Origin of the sequence: Streptomyces sp. NPDC085524, from assembly GCF_044541755.1 — a bacterium.
Lineage (GTDB): Bacteria > Actinomycetota > Actinomycetes > Streptomycetales > Streptomycetaceae > Streptomyces.
In genome coordinates, this window is the sequence record NZ_JBITTH010000004.1 from 61,137 (window position 1) to 77,830 (window position 16,694).

At 72.3% G+C, this 16,694-nt stretch carries 14 protein-coding genes, 1 tRNA gene and 1 other RNA gene; 8 read left to right on the forward strand and 8 right to left on the reverse strand.

Features of this window, described 5'->3' with window-relative positions; all coding sequences use genetic code 11:
* Positions 1 to 95 precede the first annotated feature (95 nt).
* The 3 genes from purD to ffs form a co-directional block, all read right to left on the reverse strand.
* Positions 96 to 1,349 (reverse strand): phosphoribosylamine--glycine ligase, encoded by a 1,254-nt coding sequence (gene purD, locus ACIGFK_RS07075; RefSeq protein WP_386469750.1) that lies wholly within the window; start codon positions 1,347 to 1,349, stop codon positions 96 to 98.
* A 60-nt stretch (positions 1,350 to 1,409) separates the two neighbouring features.
* Entirely contained in the window at positions 1,410 to 3,656 is a 2,247-nt protein-coding gene (locus ACIGFK_RS07080) for a DNA polymerase III subunit gamma and tau (RefSeq protein ID WP_400050866.1), read from the reverse strand.
* A 64-nt stretch (positions 3,657 to 3,720) separates the two neighbouring features.
* Positions 3,721 to 3,819, reverse strand: an RNA gene (gene ffs / locus ACIGFK_RS07085) — signal recognition particle sRNA small type.
* Positions 3,820 to 3,949: 130 nt separating this feature from the next.
* Between ffs and ACIGFK_RS07090 the strand changes: the two genes are divergently transcribed.
* The 3 genes from ACIGFK_RS07090 (at position 3,950) to ACIGFK_RS07100 (ending at position 8,309) form a co-directional block, all read left to right on the forward strand.
* Positions 3,950 to 4,034, forward strand: a tRNA-Ser gene (locus ACIGFK_RS07090).
* Positions 4,035 to 4,391: 357 nt separating this feature from the next.
* Entirely contained in the window at positions 4,392 to 6,827 is a 2,436-nt protein-coding gene (locus ACIGFK_RS07095; RefSeq protein WP_400050868.1) for a helicase C-terminal domain-containing protein, read from the forward strand.
* 60 nt (positions 6,828 to 6,887) lie between these two features.
* Positions 6,888 to 8,309: an ATP-binding protein gene (locus tag ACIGFK_RS07100; RefSeq protein ID WP_400050870.1), complete on the forward strand. Its 1,422-nt coding sequence runs from the start codon at positions 6,888 to 6,890 to the stop codon at positions 8,307 to 8,309.
* Between the two features lie 387 nt (positions 8,310 to 8,696).
* On the opposite strand, the gene ACIGFK_RS07105 is transcribed toward ACIGFK_RS07100, so the two are convergent.
* Positions 8,697 to 9,185 carry a MarR family winged helix-turn-helix transcriptional regulator gene (locus ACIGFK_RS07105; protein ID WP_376660022.1) on the reverse strand — a complete coding sequence of 163 codons (489 nt, stop codon included), beginning with the start codon at positions 9,183 to 9,185 and terminating at the stop codon, positions 8,697 to 8,699.
* A gap of 105 nt (positions 9,186 to 9,290) precedes the next feature.
* Here ACIGFK_RS07105 and ACIGFK_RS07110 point away from each other — a divergent pair, with 105 nt between their 5' ends.
* The 3 genes from ACIGFK_RS07110 to ACIGFK_RS07120 all read left to right on the forward strand — a co-directional run bounded on the left by ACIGFK_RS07110 (position 9,291) and on the right by ACIGFK_RS07120 (position 11,600).
* A complete protein-coding gene (locus tag ACIGFK_RS07110; RefSeq protein ID WP_376660021.1) occupies positions 9,291 to 10,142 on the forward strand; it encodes an NAD(P)H-binding protein in 852 nt (283 codons plus the stop codon).
* Positions 10,143 to 10,358: 216 nt separating this feature from the next.
* The gene (locus ACIGFK_RS07115) at positions 10,359 to 10,763 is read left to right on the forward strand and encodes a MarR family winged helix-turn-helix transcriptional regulator (protein WP_386469738.1); all 405 of its coding nucleotides are present in this window, start codon (positions 10,359 to 10,361) and stop codon (positions 10,761 to 10,763) included.
* A 138-nt stretch (positions 10,764 to 10,901) separates the two neighbouring features.
* Positions 10,902 to 11,600: a hypothetical protein gene (locus ACIGFK_RS07120; protein ID WP_376660019.1), complete on the forward strand. Its 699-nt coding sequence runs from the start codon at positions 10,902 to 10,904 to the stop codon at positions 11,598 to 11,600.
* Here the strand turns inward: ACIGFK_RS07120 and ACIGFK_RS07125 are convergent.
* From ACIGFK_RS07125 to ACIGFK_RS07135, 3 genes are all read right to left on the reverse strand, one after another.
* The gene (locus ACIGFK_RS07125; RefSeq protein WP_376660018.1) at positions 11,590 to 11,937 is read right to left on the reverse strand and encodes a DoxX family protein; all 348 of its coding nucleotides are present in this window, start codon (positions 11,935 to 11,937) and stop codon (positions 11,590 to 11,592) included. The genes ACIGFK_RS07120 and ACIGFK_RS07125 overlap by 11 nt on opposite strands.
* Positions 11,938 to 12,137: 200 nt before the next feature.
* Positions 12,138 to 12,872: a hypothetical protein gene (locus tag ACIGFK_RS07130; protein WP_400050873.1), complete on the reverse strand. Its 735-nt coding sequence runs from the start codon at positions 12,870 to 12,872 to the stop codon at positions 12,138 to 12,140.
* Between the two features lie 110 nt (positions 12,873 to 12,982).
* A complete protein-coding gene (locus ACIGFK_RS07135) occupies positions 12,983 to 13,456 on the reverse strand; it encodes a carboxymuconolactone decarboxylase family protein (protein ID WP_376660016.1) in 474 nt (157 codons plus the stop codon).
* Positions 13,457 to 13,828: 372 nt separating this feature from the next.
* Between ACIGFK_RS07135 and ACIGFK_RS07140 the strand changes: the two genes are divergently transcribed.
* Both ACIGFK_RS07140 and ACIGFK_RS07145 read left to right on the forward strand, forming a co-directional pair.
* Positions 13,829 to 14,773, forward strand: a complete 945-nt coding sequence (locus ACIGFK_RS07140) for a helix-turn-helix domain-containing protein (protein WP_376660015.1) — start codon at positions 13,829 to 13,831, stop codon at positions 14,771 to 14,773.
* Positions 14,774 to 14,800: 27 nt separating this feature from the next.
* A complete protein-coding gene (locus ACIGFK_RS07145; RefSeq protein ID WP_400050875.1) occupies positions 14,801 to 15,601 on the forward strand; it encodes an inositol monophosphatase family protein in 801 nt (266 codons plus the stop codon).
* A 182-nt stretch (positions 15,602 to 15,783) separates the two neighbouring features.
* On the opposite strand, the gene ACIGFK_RS07150 is transcribed toward ACIGFK_RS07145, so the two are convergent.
* Positions 15,784 to 16,584 (reverse strand): VOC family protein, encoded by an 801-nt coding sequence (locus ACIGFK_RS07150; protein ID WP_376660013.1) that lies wholly within the window; start codon positions 16,582 to 16,584, stop codon positions 15,784 to 15,786.
* Positions 16,585 to 16,694: the final 110 nt, after the last annotated feature.

The window sequence follows — 16,694 nt, forward strand, 5'->3', positions numbered from 1 at the left end:
GCCGGATGCACTCGCACGCGGACACGCCTGCGGGCCCGGGCGCGGGGTGTGCGCACCGGGCCCGCAGGTCTGCGCAGCCGCTGGTCAGCCGGGGCTCAGCCGGCCTGGGCCACCTTGGCGGCGATGTCCGTGCGGTGCTGCGATCCGTCCAGCCGGATCCGCGCCACGGCCTTATACGCCTTCTCGCGGGCCTGTGCCAGGTCGGAACCGGTCGCCGTCACCGACAGCACGCGGCCGCCCGCGCTGACCACCGCGTCGCCCTCGCGGCGGGTGCCGGCGTGCAGCACGTACGCGTCGGGGCCGTCCTCGGCGGCCACCTCGGCGAGGCCCTCGATCGGGTCCCCGGTGCGGGGGGTGTCCGGGTAGTTGTGGGAGGCGATGACCACCGTGACGGCGGCGTCGTCGCTCCAGCGGAGCTCGGGCTGGGCGTCCAGGGTGCCGTTGGCCGCGTTCAGCAGCACGCCCGCGAGCGGGGTGCGCAGCCGGGCCAGGACCACCTGGGTCTCCGGGTCCCCGAAGCGGGCGTTGAACTCGATGACCCGTACTCCGCGGCCCGTGAGCGCGAGGCCCGCGTACAGCAGGCCGGAGAAGGGGGTGCCGCGGCGGCGGAGCTCGTCGACGGTCGGCTGGAGCACGCTCGCCATGACCTCGTCGACCAGCTTCGGGTCGGCCCAGGGCAGCGGGGAGTACGCGCCCATGCCGCCGGTGTTGGGGCCCTCGTCGCCGTCGAGCGCGCGCTTGAAGTCCTGCGCGGGCTGGAGCGGGAGCACGGTGACGCCGTCGGTGATGGCGAAGAGGGAGACCTCGGGGCCGTCGAGGTACTCCTCGATGACCACGCGGTCGCAGGCCAGCGCGTGGTCGCGGGCGGCGGCGAGGTCCTCGGTGACCACGACGCCCTTGCCGGCCGCGAGGCCGTCGTCCTTGACGACGTACGGGGCGCCGAAGGCGTCGAGGGCCGCGTCCACCTCTTCCGGGGTGGTGCACAGGTAGCTGCGCGCGGTCGGGACGCCGGCCGCGGCCATCACGTCCTTCGCGAAGGCCTTGGAGCCTTCGAGCTGCGCGGCCTCGCCGGACGGGCCGAAGACCGGGATGCCGGCCGCGCGGACGGCGTCGCCGACTCCGGCGACCAGGGGCGCCTCCGGGCCGACGACGACCAGGCCGGCGTCGAGCTCCGTGGCGAGGCGCGCCACGGCGTCGCCGTCGAGGGGGTCGACGTCCCGCAGCTCGGCCACATCCGCGATCCCCGCGTTACCGGGGGCGCAGTACAGCGCGGAGACGTCGGGGTCGAGGGACAGAGAGCGGCACAGGGCATGTTCGCGGGCGCCGCCGCCGATGACGAGGACCTTCACGCCATGAAGCGTAGCCCGCGCTCCGGATTCCCTTTCGTGCGGCCACCCAACGAGAGGGCCCTATTCGTTCGTGTATTCCTCCACAACGGTGGCTCCGAGCTCGCGCACGATGAGGTCGTGTCCGGTCAGCGCGCTCTCGACGAGGTCCGGGTCGTCGTCCTCCGCGAAGTCGTCCTCGGGGGCGACCGGCGGGGGCGCCTGCTGCACGGGGGGCTGCTGCGCGGGGGCCGACTGCTGGGGCGGCTGGTACGGCGGCTGCTGCGGGGCGGGGGCCTGCGCCGGAGCCTGCGGGGCCTGGTAGGGGGCCGGCGGGGCGGCGGGCGGCGGGCTGTAGGCGGGCGCGGGCGGGGCCGGGTAGCCGGCCTGCGGTGCGGGCTGGCCACCGCCGCCGCCTCCCACCACGGCGTCGATCTTCCAGTTGACCTGGAACTGCTCGGCCAGGACCGACTTGAGCACGTCCTCGCTGCCGCTGCTCGCGAAGTTGTCGCGGGCTCCCACGTTGGGGAAGCCGAGCTGGAGGGTGGTTCCGTCGAAGCCGGTCACCTGGGCGTTCTGGCTGAGCAGGATCCAGGTGAAGCGGCGGCGGTTCTTGACGGCCTCCAGGATGCCCGGCCACATCGCCTGGACCTGCCCGGCCCCGGCGGCCATCCCGGGGGACGGCGGGGCCGCCGCCGGGGCCGCCTGTACGGGAGCCGCCTGCGCGGGAGCGGGCGCCGCGGCCGGGATCCCCTGGCCGGGCGCGGCCGCACTCGGCCAGGCACCGGCGGCCGCGGGGGCACCCTGTCCGGCTCCGGGCCAGGCGCCCGGGGCGGGAGCCGCTGCCGGAGCCGCGGCCGGCGTCTGCGCCGCGGCGGGGACCCCCTGCCCGGGCGCGGCCGCGGTCGGCCAGGCACCGGCGGCGGGGGCGGCGGCGGGCGCGGCGGGCGGCGCCACCGGCTCGGGGACGGGGACGGGAGCGGGCTCGGGCACGCGCACCGGCTCGGGCACCGCGACCGGCGCCGCGGCCGGTGCCTGGCCCTGTACGGCGGCACGCGCGGCGGCGACGCCGCCACCGGGCCCGACGGGCGCCATGCCGTGCGCCTCGGGCGCGGGCACGTATCCCATGGCGGGCGGCACGGCGGGCGGCGGACCGGCGGCGAAGGCCGCGGCCCCGCTGCGCTCCAGGCGGTCGAGGCGGGCCTGGAAGGACCGCTCGTCGTCGAAGGCGGCCGGGAGCAGCACCCGGGCACAGATCAGCTCGAGCTGCAGCCGCGGCGAGGCCGCGCCGCGCATCTCGGTCAGGCCGGTGTTGACCAGATCGGCGGCGCGCGACAGCTCGGCGGCCCCGAAGACGGACGCCTGGGCCTGCATCCGCTCCACGACATCGGCGGGAGCGTCGATCAGCCCCTTCTCCCCGGCATCGGGCACGGCGGCCAGGATCACGAGGTCGCGCAGCCGCTCCAGCAGGTCGGAGACGAAGCGCCGCGGGTCGTTCCCGCCTTCCACCACGCGGTCGACGACCTCGAAGGCGGCCGCCCCGTCCCCCGCGGCGAACGCGTCGACGACGGAGTCGAGCAGCGCGCCCTCCGTGTAGCCGAGCAGGGAGGTGGCCATGGCATACGTCACACCCTCCTCACCGGCACCGGCCAGCAGCTGGTCCATGACGGACATCGAGTCACGCACGGATCCGGCGCCGGCGCGCACGACGAGCGGCAGTACGCCGTCCTCCACCTGGGCGCCCTCGCGCCCGCAGACCTCACCGAGGTAGTCCCGCAGCGTCCCGGGCGGCACGAGCCGGAAGGGGTAGTGGTGCGTCCTGGAGCGGATCGTCCCGATGACCTTCTCGGGCTCGGTGGTGGCGAAGATGAACTTGAGGTGCTCCGGCGGCTCCTCGACCACCTTCAGCAGGGCGTTGAAGCCCGCCGAGGTGACCATGTGGGCCTCGTCGATGATGTAGATCTTGTACCGGCTGGACGCGGGCCCGAAGAAGGCCTTTTCCCGCAGGTCACGGGCATCGTCCACACCACCGTGGGAGGCGGCGTCGATCTCGATGACGTCGATCGATCCCGGCCCGTTCCTGGCGAGGTCGCGGCAGGACTGGCACTCCCCGCACGGGTCGGGAGTGGGACCCTGCTCACAGTTCAGGCACCTGGCGAGGATGCGCGCGCTGGTCGTCTTTCCACACCCGCGCGGCCCGCTGAACAGGTACGCGTGATTGACCCGGTTGTTCCGCAGGGCCTGCATCAGCGGGACAGTGACATGCTCCTGCCCGATGACCTCGGCGAACGACTCGGGACGATAGCGGCGGTACAGCGCAAGGGACGACACGTCTACGAGGTTATCCGGGCCCGCCGACAACGGCGGCCCTCCGACGCCTCGGGGGCTCCCCGGAACGCAAAGCGCCCCCCACGCACCCGCCAGAGCCCACTTACCCTTGCTGCCTTCCGGCCCTGGGGGAGTTGGGTGAGATAGCGCCACGTGAGGGGCTGCGCCCACCCTAGCGGATGGAAGCCCCCGGAATCGAGCCGGACCCCGGCCCGACCCCCGCCCGACCCCGGCCGACCCCTCCGCCCGACGATCACGTTCGCGAGCACCCCTCAACGTCTTGTATCGTTTGCGGCGGAGGATTCGCCTAGTGGCCTAGGGCGCACGCTTGGAAAGCGTGTTGGGGGCAACCCCTCACGAGTTCGAATCTCGTATCCTCCGCACTCGCCCGCCAGGGCAAACGAAGGACCCGACCGCTCAGCGGCCGGGTCCTTCGTCGTTCCGTGGTCTCGCTTCCAGTCTCGTTTGTTTGCCTCATAACCGGATGTTTTCCCGCGTTCCGGCCTCGATGGCCCATCCCTCGTACTCCCAAGGGTTCAGCAGGAGTGCGCCTGATCGCGCCAGATGCTTGATGTTGCGGCTCACCAGCGTCCAGCCATTCGCCAGGGCGGATGCCGGCGCCCACCAACGGGGGAGTCCTGTCCCGTACGGCATCTGCGGATCACAGGGGTACGACATCCTTGGAACCCCGCGGCGAGTCCCCCGCTGCCGTGATCCCGACCGCGCGAGGTGCCCGGCATGAAGTCCCGATCGACGCTGGCGACTTGGCTGGGCGGCCTCGACGGCCGCCGTCTGGCACGCGTGCTCGAGACACGGAAGGACGCGGCGGCCGCTCCGGAGCCGCGCTCGGTGGGGGAACTGGCCGACCGCCTTCAGCGCCCGGGATCGGTGGCGCTTGCCCTGCCGCGGCTCGCGCAGCCACACCTCCAGGTGGCCGAAGCGCTGGCGGCGCTGCGTGCGCCCGCGTCGCGCGATGTCCTGGCAGAGCTGCTGGGAGTTGCGGACGACGACACCACCCGTGAACTGGCGGCCGTGCTGGAGGCGCTGGCCGATCACGCCCTGGTCTGGCCGGACGGTGCGGGGAAGCTCCGCATGGCCGGACCGCTGCGGCAGGCATGGGACGCCCCCCTGGGGCTGGATGCCCAGCTGGAGGAACTGCTCGCCGGCACGGCCTCCGACGAGCTGCGCGGAATGCTGGCGGCACTGGGCGTCAAGCCGCCGGGCAGCAAGGCGCAGCGGCTGGCCGCGCTGGTGGAACACCACAGCGACCCGGAGCGGATCCTCTCCGTGGTCGCCAAGGCCCCTGCGGTGACCCGGAAGCTGCTCGAAGGCCGAGCAGGGGCTGGGCCCGCGGGGCCGACGCGGTTCATCATGTTCGGGAGTCCGGGCCCCGATCCCGAACCGGGCGCTCGATGGGCGCTGGACCGGGGGCTCCTGATCCAGGACCGCCACCGCTACGGCGCGGCCCGTATGCCCGCCGAGGTGGCGCTCGCGCTGCGCGGGCCCGGCTGGCACGCTCCGTTCCAGCCCGTTCCGCCTCCCGTGGGATGGGCACCCGTCACCCCGAGGGAGGTCGACCGCGAGGCGTCGGCCGCCGCCGCGGCGTTCGCCGCCGGTGCCGCCTCGGTCCTGTCGGCCTGCTCGAAGACCGCGCCGGCCCGGCTGAAGTCCGGCGGGATCGGTGCGCGTGAACTGGCCCGGATCGGCAAGGCGGCCCAGGCCGACGACGCCGTCGTACGCCTCACCCTGGAGACCGCGCATGCCGCCGGGCTGCTGGCCCGGGACGGCGATCACGTGGCCCCCACCGAGGCGTACGACGCCTGGTCCGAACAGGAGCCCCCGGAGCAGTTCGCCGTACTGCTCCAGGCATGGCGGACACTGCCGCTCACCCCCACCCAGGCGCGCGACGAGGACAACAAGGCGCTCCCCGCACTCGCCGGCGCGCCGCCTTGCAGCGGCTGTCTGCAGGCCCGCCACGGGCTGCTGGATGCGGCCGCGCGGCTCCCGGCAGGGCAGGGCGTGCGGGTCGCGTCGGATCTGGGGCCGCTGATCGCCTGGTACCGCCCCCTCGCCGACTCGTCGCCGGACGGACCGCCGTTCGCCGGCGTGATCCGCGAGGCCGAACTCCTCGGCGTGCTCGCACGCGGTGCTCTGTCCGCCCTCGGCATCCACCTGCGGACCGGCGACGCAGAGGGGCTGGGCATCGAGTGCCGGCGGCTGCTGCCCTCGGCCACCGCGACGGCCCGGATGGGCGCCGACCTCACCGCCGTCGTCACCGGCACCCCGTCCGCGCGGCTGGCCTCGCTCCTGGATTCCGTCGCGGACCGGGAGACCAGCAGCACAGCGTCGGTGTGGCGGTTCAGTGCCGGCAGTGTCCGGCGGGCTCTGGACGCCGGACGTACTCCCGAGGACATCGCAGCGGACCTGGCTGCCGTCGCCGCCGGGCCACTGCCACAGCCGCTGTCGTACCTGATCGCCGACACCGCGCGAGGCCACGGTCGGGTACGCCTCGCCCCCGCCTCCTGCGTCCTCCATGGCGACGAGCCCGCACTTCTGGCCGAAATCGCCGCCCACCGCAAGCTGGCCAAGCTCGGACTGCGACAACTGGCGCCGACGGTGCTGATCAGCCGCAGCCCGCTCGACACGACCCTCGACGCCCTCCGGGCCGAGGGATACGCCCCCGTCGCCGAGACGACCGAGGGCACTGTACGCATCGCAAAAGCCCGGCCTCGGCGGGCCGCCGCTCCCGTTCCGGCTCCACGCAGCTCCCGAGTGAGGGGCGGCGGCCGGATCGCCGCCACGAGCACGGCGAAGGAATCCGCCACCCTCGACCCGAGCACGTTGGCGACCCGGCTGCTGGCCGCCCCGGTCACGGTTCCCGAACCAGCACCGTTCGACGGAGGAGCACCCTTCGCCACGGACACCGAGGAGATCGTCGCGGGATGGGCGAAGCGCCTGTCGTACAGCGACGTCCGCCAGCTCGCCCACGCCATCGACACCGGTCAGGCCATCACCGTCGAGTACGTCGCCACCTCTGGCAACCGGACCGTGCGCACCCTCAGCCGCCTGGACCTCGATCCGCCCTACCTCGAAGCCTGGTGCCACCTGCGGGACGCCGAGCGCGTCTTCACCCTCTCCCGCATCCACGGTGTCATGAGCGCCGCATCTGAATGACCGGAATACTATCGGCGGCGATAGTATCTCCAGCGATACCATCGTCCGCGGGAGGGTGGCATGCGGCGTTTCATCGGACGGGACCGCGAGCTGAACGTGCTCGACAGGGCCCTGCGGTCGGTCCACGATGCCGTCGGCTCGGCAAAACCGGGTCGGTGCATCCTCATGCGCGGGCGGAGGCGGGTCGGCAAGTCCAGCCTCGTCGAAGAATTCCTCCGACGCACCGAGGTTCCCTATCTGTTCTTCACCGCGGCCGGCGGAACAGCGGAGGACGAGCTGACGGAGCTGCTCGACGCCGTCGCCAGGTCCACGCTGCCGGAGCGGGAACTGTTCTCGGAGGAGACTCCGGAGCAGTGGAACGCGGCATTCAGGCTGCTCGCGGAGATCCTTCCCGACGACAGCCCGAGCGTGGTCGTCATGGACGAGGTTCCCTACCTCATGGACCGCATCGACGCCTTCGAGGGCATGCTCCAGCGGGCGTGGGACCGCCTGCTCAGCCGCAAGCCCGTCCTCCTCCTCCTGGTCGGGTCCGACCTGTCCATGATGGAGGCGTTGAACAGCTACGACCGTCCGTTCCACCAGCGGGGCCGGGAAATGGTCGTGGGGCCGCTGAACCCGGCCGACATCGGCGAGATGCTCGGCCTTGAGCCGGCCGCGGCCTTCGACGCCGCCCTGATCACGGGTGGACTTCCGCTGGTCTGCGCGGAGTGGCGGCCCGGAGCCGACGTCTGGGAGTTCCTCCGCGACTCACTGGACAACCCCATCTCCGCGCTGCTGGTCTCCGCCGAGCGGTCACTGGCCGCGGAGTTCCCACCGCAAGCGATGAGCAGGGAAGTCCTACGGGCCATCGGAAGCGGCGAGCGAACCTTCACCAACATCGCACGCGCCGCGGGCGGCATCGCCCACACCACCCTCACCCGAGCCACTGAGGTCCTGACCGAGAAACGGGTGGTCGCAGCCGAGCTGCCCCTCTCGCTGAGACCGTCGAAGGAACGCCGCTACCGCGTGGCCGATCCCTACCTACGGTTCTGGCTCGCGTTCCTGGATCCGCACATGGCGGAGATCGAGCGGATGCGGGGAGACCTCACGCTGAGCCGGGTCAAGGAGCAGTGGACGAGCTGGCGGGGGCGTGCGATCGAGCCCCTCGTCCGGGAATCCCTCGCCCGCCTCCTGCCGGACGGGCTCCTGCCCGCCGCCCCGGCGATCGGCGGGTACTGGACCCGCAGCAACGACGTCGAAATCGACCTGGTGGGCGCCGACCGGCAGCCGGTGGCCAAGGAATTGCTCTTCCTCGGTTCGGTGAAGTGGCTGGAGAACTCCGCGTTCGACGGCCACGACCTGGCCGCGCTGCAGAAGCACCGGGCCGCGATCACCGACGAGCCGGTACCGCTCGTAGCGGTCTCGCGCAACGGGACCACCTGTTCCGGGCTCCAGGCGGCGTACGGACCCGAAGAACTGCTCGGCGCCTGGCGCAGGGCGTGAGCAGGGCCCTCCGCCAGCTCAGAGGGCTGGATCGGGGGACGTGGCAGCCCCGGGACAGCGCCACCACCTTGGTGGCGGGCGACAGTTCCAGCGTCGCGTGCGGCACCGGTTCCAGCGGCCACCAGCCGGTGCCGGGCGCCCAGCGCGCGAGCACCGTGTGCCGGGTGAACCGGGCTCCGAACCCGAGGCGGGCGGCTGTCGGCGCGTAGGTCGGGGCGGACGCCGGCGCCTCGGTGAGCGACGCGGTCACGCCGTCACCGGAGCCATCTCGTACGAGGGCAGCAGCGCGGCCTCGAGCTCGGGGGCCCGCTCGCGGAACTGCTCCTCGCTGTCCGCGCCCAGCACAGCAGCAGGCACCACAGCGAGGGGTGCAGCTCGCCGATCGGCTCAGCGGCGCCGGAGCGCCTCCTGCGAGGCGACGTACTTCAGCATGAGGCGGGCGAGGTCGAGGCGGTCCTGTTCCGGCCAGTCCGCGGTGATGTAGTCGTAGGCCGCGCGCTGGTGGCGGCGGAAGCGGGCCATCAGGTCCCTGCCCTCGGGGCTGAGGTGGAGGACCGTGCGGCGGCCGTCCTGCTGGGAGGCGGCGCGGATCAGATAGCCGGCCGAGATGCAGTCGGACACCATGCGGCTGGCCACCGAGGGGTCGGCGCCCAGGTGCTCGGCCACCCCTCCGACGGTGACCTCGCGGGCTTCGTCGCTCCCGTCACCCCCGTCGCCCCCGGCCTCCAGGACCACGTTGAGGACCAGGGTGCGGCTGAGGTCCTTCTGGGAGATCGGGTTCTCGACCTCCAGGAGCGAGGAGCGCCGCAGCTTCCCGAAGGCCGGGCCGACGGCGTTCAGCAGTTCCTCCGCCGTTTCCGGCTCGTGCTTCGTCATGGCCCCAGCCTACCTACGTGACCCCATGAAGACATGTGTTGACATGAAAACGTGTGCATGTGAGCATGCATATGCACTCAGACAACAAAATGTTCGGAGATCCCCATGACCGTCCTCATCACCGGCGCCCGCGGCAAGGTCGGCCAGGCCGTCATCGCCCGCCTCCGCGCCACCGGCCTCACCGTCCGCGCCGCCAGCGCCGCCCCCGCCCGGCTGACCGTCCCGGACGGCGTCGAGACCGCCGAGCTCGCCCTCGACCGCCCGGGACCCCCCGAGGAGTACGAAGCGGCGCTCCGCGATGTCCGCCAGGTCTTCCTGTACCCGCAGCCCGCCGGCATCCACGAGCTGGTCAAGGCCGCCGAAGCCGCCGGCGTCGAGCACGTCGTCCTGCTCTCCTCGTCCTCCGTGGGCAGCCCGGACGCCGAGACCGACCCGCTCGCGAGCCACAGCCTCGAGGTCGAGCGCGCCCTCGCCGACTCCGACCTGACCTGCACCTTCCTGCGCCCGGACGCCTTCGCCAGCAACGCCCTCGGCTGGGCCTGGTCCATCGGCCGGTCCGAGCCGGTCCGGCTCGCCTACCCCGATGCGCACATCGCGCCCATCCACCCCGAGGACATCGCCGACATCGCCGTCGAGGCGCTGACCGGCGACTCCCTCACCGGCCGCACCGTCACCCTCACGGGCGCCGAGTCGCTCACCTTCCGCGAGCAGATCGCCGTCCTCGCCGACGCCATCGGCCGCCCGGTCCCCGTGGAGCACATCACCCGGGCCGAGGCCGAGCAGCAGATGGGCGCCCACATGCCCGCCCCCATGGTCGGCTCGCTCCTCGACCTGTGGGAGGCCGCCGACCACGGCCCCGCCGCCATCGCCGACACCACCGCCACCCTCCTCGGCCGCCCCGCGCGCACCTTCCGCCAGTGGGCCCGGGAGAACTCCGCCGCTTTCGCCGGGCACTGACCTCCAAGGGATCCCAAGGCCTCGAGCCCTCGCTGCTGCGCAGCCGCTCCTTCACCTCCGGTCTGCTCCTCGGCCTCGTCTTCTACGCGGCCGTCGCCGGACTCCTCTTCGCCCTCTGTCCCTCTTCCTCCAGGACGGGCTGCACCGCACCCCGACGGGCGTGTGCTGCGCCCTCGTCCGCCTGCTGTCCGCCACCACCCCGAACAGGAACACGGCATGAAGCCCATCGGCTACTGGCTCAACCGCACCGACAAGGCCCTCACCGGCCGGATGAACGCCGCCCTGGCCGGGTTCGGGCTCACCCGCCTCGCCTGGCAGGTCCTGAACGCCGTCGCCGACGACCCGGAGGCCACCGACGCCTCCGTACGGGACCACCTCGCCGCCAACGCCACCGCCGACGCCCTGACCGGCGCCGTCGGGACGGTCGTCCGCGACGGCTGGGCGCTCCGCCCCGGGCCGGGCCGCCTGGCCCTCACCGAGGCGGGCCGCACCCGCCTCGCGGAGGTCGCCGAGCGCGTCGACGCCTTCCGCGCCCTGTCGACGCACGGCATCTCCGACGAGGAGTACCGCACCGCAGTCAGCGTGCTGGAGCGCATGACGCACAACCTGGAGACCCCGTGACCGCGCTCCTGCGCCGGTGGCCGACCGGGGCGGCAGGGGCCACTCGTCCGAGTGACCACCCTCTGTCGGCCTCGATCCGGAGTGGGACATCTCGCTATAAAAGGGCCCGTCATGTTGATCAACTGATGGGCTCTCACCATGCTGAAGGCCGCTCTGCAGGTCCTCGCCGCCGCCTCGCTCGCCACCGCCGCCGCCATCGCGCCGGCCGCGGCCGCGCCCTCGCGGCCCGCACCCGCCCCCGACACCGGCCCCTGCGGCCCCGTCGCCGAGTTCGACGCGTGGGACTGGTTCGGCACGACCACCAACCCGTTCATCGCCTACGCCGTCGAGGCCGCGGCGAAGTCCGAGAACTGGCACTGGCGCGTCGACGACAACACCCTGTGGCGCGGCGACACCAGGGAGAACGTCGAGGAGCTCTTCCAGACCGGATTCACCCCGCGCGGCGACCAGTTGACCCCGCTCGCCGAATACATCGTCAAGGGCGGCGGCCAGACCAGCGCCCACCTCAGCACCAGCTGCGAGAAATGGGTGGCCGAGAAGTTCGCCACCTACGGAAGCGCCAGGACGGGCTGGGTGTACGAGATCGAGGCGCCCGGCGGCATCGACGTGAACTCCACCGCCTGGGCCAACCACTACGACTCCCCGTACCTGTGGAACAAGGAGATCGACTTCCCCGGCGGGGTCGAGGGCCGGTTCATCAAGCAGGCCTGCAAGATCCACCTGATCGGCACCGACCCGGTGACCAAGGTCAACACGTACGAAAACCTCGGCTGCAAGAGCAACCGAGGTTTCGCACCCTTCCGGACCGCGGACCAGCCGGCGGCGCTCAGCCGCTGAACCCGAGCACCAGCGCCACGACCGCGGGGGCCGCGTACATGACCGGGAAGACAGCGTGGGCGTACGCCTTGGCCCGGAACGTCGTGATCACGGCCCCCGCGAAGTACAGGGCGATCCCCACCGCCGCCGCGATGCCGATCAGCGGCACGAAGATCCCCACCACCAGACCCACCGCACCGGCCGCCTTCGCCACGCCCAGGAACGTCCAGATCGACTCCGGAACCCCGTACTGCGCCAGCGGACCGACCACGAACTCGGCCTTCGTGAACACCGAGTAGGCCGAGAAACCGACCATCAGCGCACCGACCAGAGCGAAAACGACTGCGGTGGTGGACATCCGAACTCCCCTCGGGCGGGCCCCGGAGCGATGCCCGCCCCGGTCGTGTTTCCCGCCTGCTTCACTCCACTGACCCGCCCCGCGGCGCGTGTGTGACAGGGCCGCCGAAGTCTTTTCCCGGGCCCCGCTCACCCGCAGCGCAGCGGTCACCCACGTGTGGTTCGGCGCACTCTCCCCGCCGACCCTGGGCCTGTAGCCCGTCAGCCCTGGGTGAAGTAGCCGAGCAGGTCGGTGATCACGTGGCTGCTGCCGCCCCAGCTGTTGAAGACGCTCACCTTGCCGTCGCCGACCGGGGTCATGACGTGGTTCGGGACGGTCAGGCCGGGAAGGGTGTTGCGGCTGCTCGCCTCCGGACGGGCCGAGCCGAATCCGTACGCGGTCAGGTAACCGGGGGCGGTGGTCTCGGTGGCCGTCAGGTTCAGCACCGCGCCGACCGCACCCGCCGGAACGCCCGGGACCGTGGTGGTCGCACCCGGGGCGGGCTTGCCGGTCGTACGGGTGTCCGCGAGGCGCTTCGGCACGACCGGCGTGAACAGCGCCTCGCCGTCCTTGCCGCAGTAGCCGACCGCATCGACGATCAGGTCGGTCTTCCCGGCGTTGTTGTACAGCGTGATCGTCCCGTCCGGACCGACCGGCACGATGACCTGGTTGGACTTGTCCTTGCCCGGCTCGGGGTTCAGGTTCGAGGCCACCGGCCGCTTCGCCGGGTCCGGGTAAGCCGTCACGTACGTGTCCGACGTCGTCCCCGTGCTGGTCAGGTTCAGCGCCACGGCCTTGGCGTCCGCCGGAATGCCCTTCACACCGGCGACCTTGACCGTACGCGTCGCCCCGCCGGCCACGGCACCGCCCGACGTGCGGGTGTCGGCCAGCCGGGTCGGCGCGACCGGGCTGAACTTCTGCCCGGCGTTCGGCTGGTAGTAGCCCACGAAGTCCACGACGAGCGCGGCGCGGCCATTCCGTTCCCAGGCACCCCTTCGCCATAACCGGCGCCGGAAATTCCGGCAGCCCGGGGACGCGGTGCGCGTCCCCGGAACGGTCGGCACGGTCAGTGGAACTGGCCCGGCTGGTAGTCGCCGGCGGGCATCTGGAGCATGACGTTCAGCCGGTTGTAGGTGTTCATCATGGCGATCAGGATCATCAGCGCGGCCAGCTGGTCCTCGTCGTAGTGCTTGGCCGCGTTCTCCCACACCTCGTCCGGCACGCCTCCGGCGCCGTCCGCGATGCGGGTGCCCTGTTCGGTCAGCTCCAGCGCGGCCCGCTCGGCCTCGGTGAACACCGTCGCCTCCCGCCAGGCCGCGACGAGGTGGAGGCGTACCGCGGTCTCGCCGGCGGCGGTCGCGTCCTTGGTGTGCATGTCGATGCAGAATCCGCACCCGTTGATCTGGCTCGCGCGCAGCGCCACCAGTTCCTGCGTGGCCGCCGGGAGCGTGGAGCCCTTGATCGCCGCGCCCGCCGCCATGAAGTGCTTCATGACCTTGCCCGCGGTCTCGTTGCCGAAGATGTTCAGTCGGGGACCCATGGTCTTCTCCTCTGCCGTTCCCGTTGGCTACGACCCTTAAGACACCGCCCTCCGGGAGGCTGTGACAGGCCGGAAATGTGACCTGGGTCTCAGGGTTGGGGGAGCGGGCTCACCGGTTCGCGGGCCGTCGCGATGCGGGGATCCACGATTTTTCTTTTGCTTCGCAATAACGAGAGAAAGAACCCCGCCAGACCCCTCCAGCCTCCCGGAACCGGCCGCTCACTCGCACGGGTGACATATGCCAACTCAGCTGGATTTGGCGCCGGTTGGCTGGCATATGCTCTGCCCGACCACCCCAGACATGAGACGGCCCCCGCCGGGACTGCGAATCCCGGACGAGGGCCTGACCAACGAGGAAGTAAACGGCTTCCCATGGCTTCTGAGCAGCTTAACGCGCGGACGGTCTTCCCGTCCGGCGTACGACACGCCCACGTCAAGCACACCTCGCACTTCACCGTGGTCGGCAACCACCTAGCCCAGCACCGTGAGTTGTCGCTCACCGCGATCGGGCTCGCCGTCCACATCCAGTCGGTGCCAGGTGGGACGCGGATCGGCATCAAGGACCTGGCCGCACGGTTCACCGAGGGTGAGATCCGGATCGCCTCCGCCCTGCGGGAGTTGGAGCGGGCGGGCTACCTGAGCCGCACGCAGGAACATCTGCCCGGTGGGCGAATCATCACCCGTACGGTGTCCTACAACCGCCCGGGATCCGTTCCCCCGGTGGAGTCTCCGAGGCCGAAGCCCACGCCGCCCACGCCGCCTTCGCCGCCTTCGCGGCCTCGCGCGGAGCCCGCGGCCGTGGCGCCCGAGGCGGAGACCGACCCGGATCCGGTGCCGGAACCCGGGCCGGAGCCCGGACCGGAACCCGAGTCCCGTCCCGAGGCCGTTGCCGCGGCCCCGGCGGCACCTGCGGCACCCGTTCCGGCGCCCAGTGACGTGTCCCCCGCCCGGCACCGGGCCGCGACGGAGCTGCTCGCGCGGCTGCGGCGCGTCGACCACCGGCTGCTGCTCGGCGAGCGGGACATCGGCCGGCTCGCTCCCGGCGTGGAGAGCTGGCTGGAGCGCGGGGCGTCGGCGGACGCGGTGGTGTGCGCGCTGACGGCCAACCTCCCCGACCGGCCCCGCAATCCGGCCGGGCTGATCGCGCACCGTCTCTCGGCCCAACTGCCGCCGCTGCTCGGGCCGGTGCACCACCCGCAGGCCTACGTACCGCCGGATCCGTTCCAGACCTGCGAGACGTGCGACCTCGCCTTCCGCAGCCCGGCCCCCGGCAAGTGCGGCGGCTGTGTGGAGGCCGGGACCGCCGAAGCCGCTTGACCGCGTGCCGCGGATAGCCTGCGCAGCATGATCGACTCATACGCGAAGCTCGACGACACCAAAGTCGCCATAGCCGCGGCGCAAGCCGGCGCGGACGTGGTCCGGGAGCTGTACGGCCGGCGGCTCGACCGCATCGACAAGGGCGCCGGGGACTTCGCCACCACCGCCGACGTCGAGGCCGAGGAGGCGATCCTCGGCATCATCCGTGCCGCGCGTCCCGACGATGCGGTGCTCGGCGAGGAGGGCGGGCAGCAGGGCGCCGACGGGGCCGTGCGGCAGTGGCTGGTGGACCCCCTGTGCGGCACGCTGAACTACGCCGTCGGCAACATGCTGGTGGCCGTGAACGTGGCGCTGCGCGACGGTGCGGCGGCCGTGGCCGACCCGTTCAGCGGCGAGGTCTTCGCGAGCGACGGCCGGACCGCCCGGGTGCGCCACCGCGACGGGTCCGAGACCCCGCTGGAGCCCTCGTCCGCCACCCGGCTGGTCGACGTCAACCTCGACCCGCCGTTCCCCGGCGCTCCCGGCTTCCGGGCCGTGGACCTGCTGGCCCACCCCGTGTTCGCCGAGCGCTTCCGGCCGCGCGTCGTGTCCACGACGCTGGCACTGGCCTGGGTCGCCGCGGGCAAGCGCGCCGCGTACGTCACCGACGGCGGGGACCTCTCCGGGAGCGTGCACTTCGCCGCGGGCATCGCCCTGTGCCAGGCCGCGGGCTGCGTGGTCACCGGGATCGACGGCGCCCCGCTCGGGGAGGCGGGCCGCGGGCTCGTCGCCGCCGCGGACGCCGAGACCCACGAGCTGCTCATGTCGCTGATCGGCAGCCGCGGCTGAAGCTTCGTTTCTGCGGTGAAACGGCTCCGGCATCCGGGTGAAGACGGCATCAGAAACCTGTTCGGCGGAGCCCCCGGCCGGTATCCCTCCCCCCGTGGACGGCTCCACACCCCCACACCCCCGTGCCCCTGGCGTGAGTCCCCGGCAGGGGCACGGGCATGTCGTGCGGGAGCCGGATGGAGCTACTCGAACTTCGGCATCTCACCGACCGTCGTCGCCGTGTCGATCACCGCGAAGGCCGCTCCCTGCGGGTCCGTCACCGCCGCGAACCGCCCGAACGGGCTGTCCATCGGGCCGAAGTGCAGCTTCCCGCCGAGCGCCTGGGTCTTCGCGACCGCTTCGTCGCAGTTCGGGACGGAGAAGTAGACCTGGATGTAGGACGGGATCTCGGGCGGGAACTCGTCGCCCATGGCCATCCGGCCCAGGACCGGGTTCTCCGGGCCACCGACGCTGAAGACCTTGTAGTCCATCCCGGAGTCGCCCGGATCCATCGTCTGGACGCCGTACGGGAAGACCTTCGGCAGGAACGCGTCCGGCTTGGCCACCTCCCGGGAGAAGACCTCCGCCCAGGCGAAGGACCCGTTCTCGCCCATCTTCTCGAAGCCCTTGTGGTCACCCGGCTGCCAGACGCCGAAGACCGCCCCGCTCGGCTCCTTCGCGATCAGCATCGTGCCGAACGTGCCGACCTGCATCGGGCCCATCAGCACCTCGCCGCCGGCCGACGCGACCTTCGCGGCGGTCGCGGCCGCGTCGGGCGAGGCGAGGTACAGACACCACTGCGAGGGCGCCTCGACCCCCGGCATCGGCGGGACGACGGCCGCCACGGCCTTGCCGCCGGAGTACGCCTGCGTGTAATTGCCGTACTCGCTGCTGGCATCCCCGAACGTCCAGCCCAGTACATCGCCGTAGAAGGACTTGGCGGCCTCCACATCGGCGAACATCGCGTCCACCCAGCACGGCGCGCCTTCGCTGAACTCAACCATGATCGATCGACTCCTCGGCTTGCTCTTCGACTGTTCGACTGCACCACTGCACGACCCACGCTAGGGGCGGGGTGCGACAACCGCGCGGGAAGCGCGTCCGCGGGGGACCC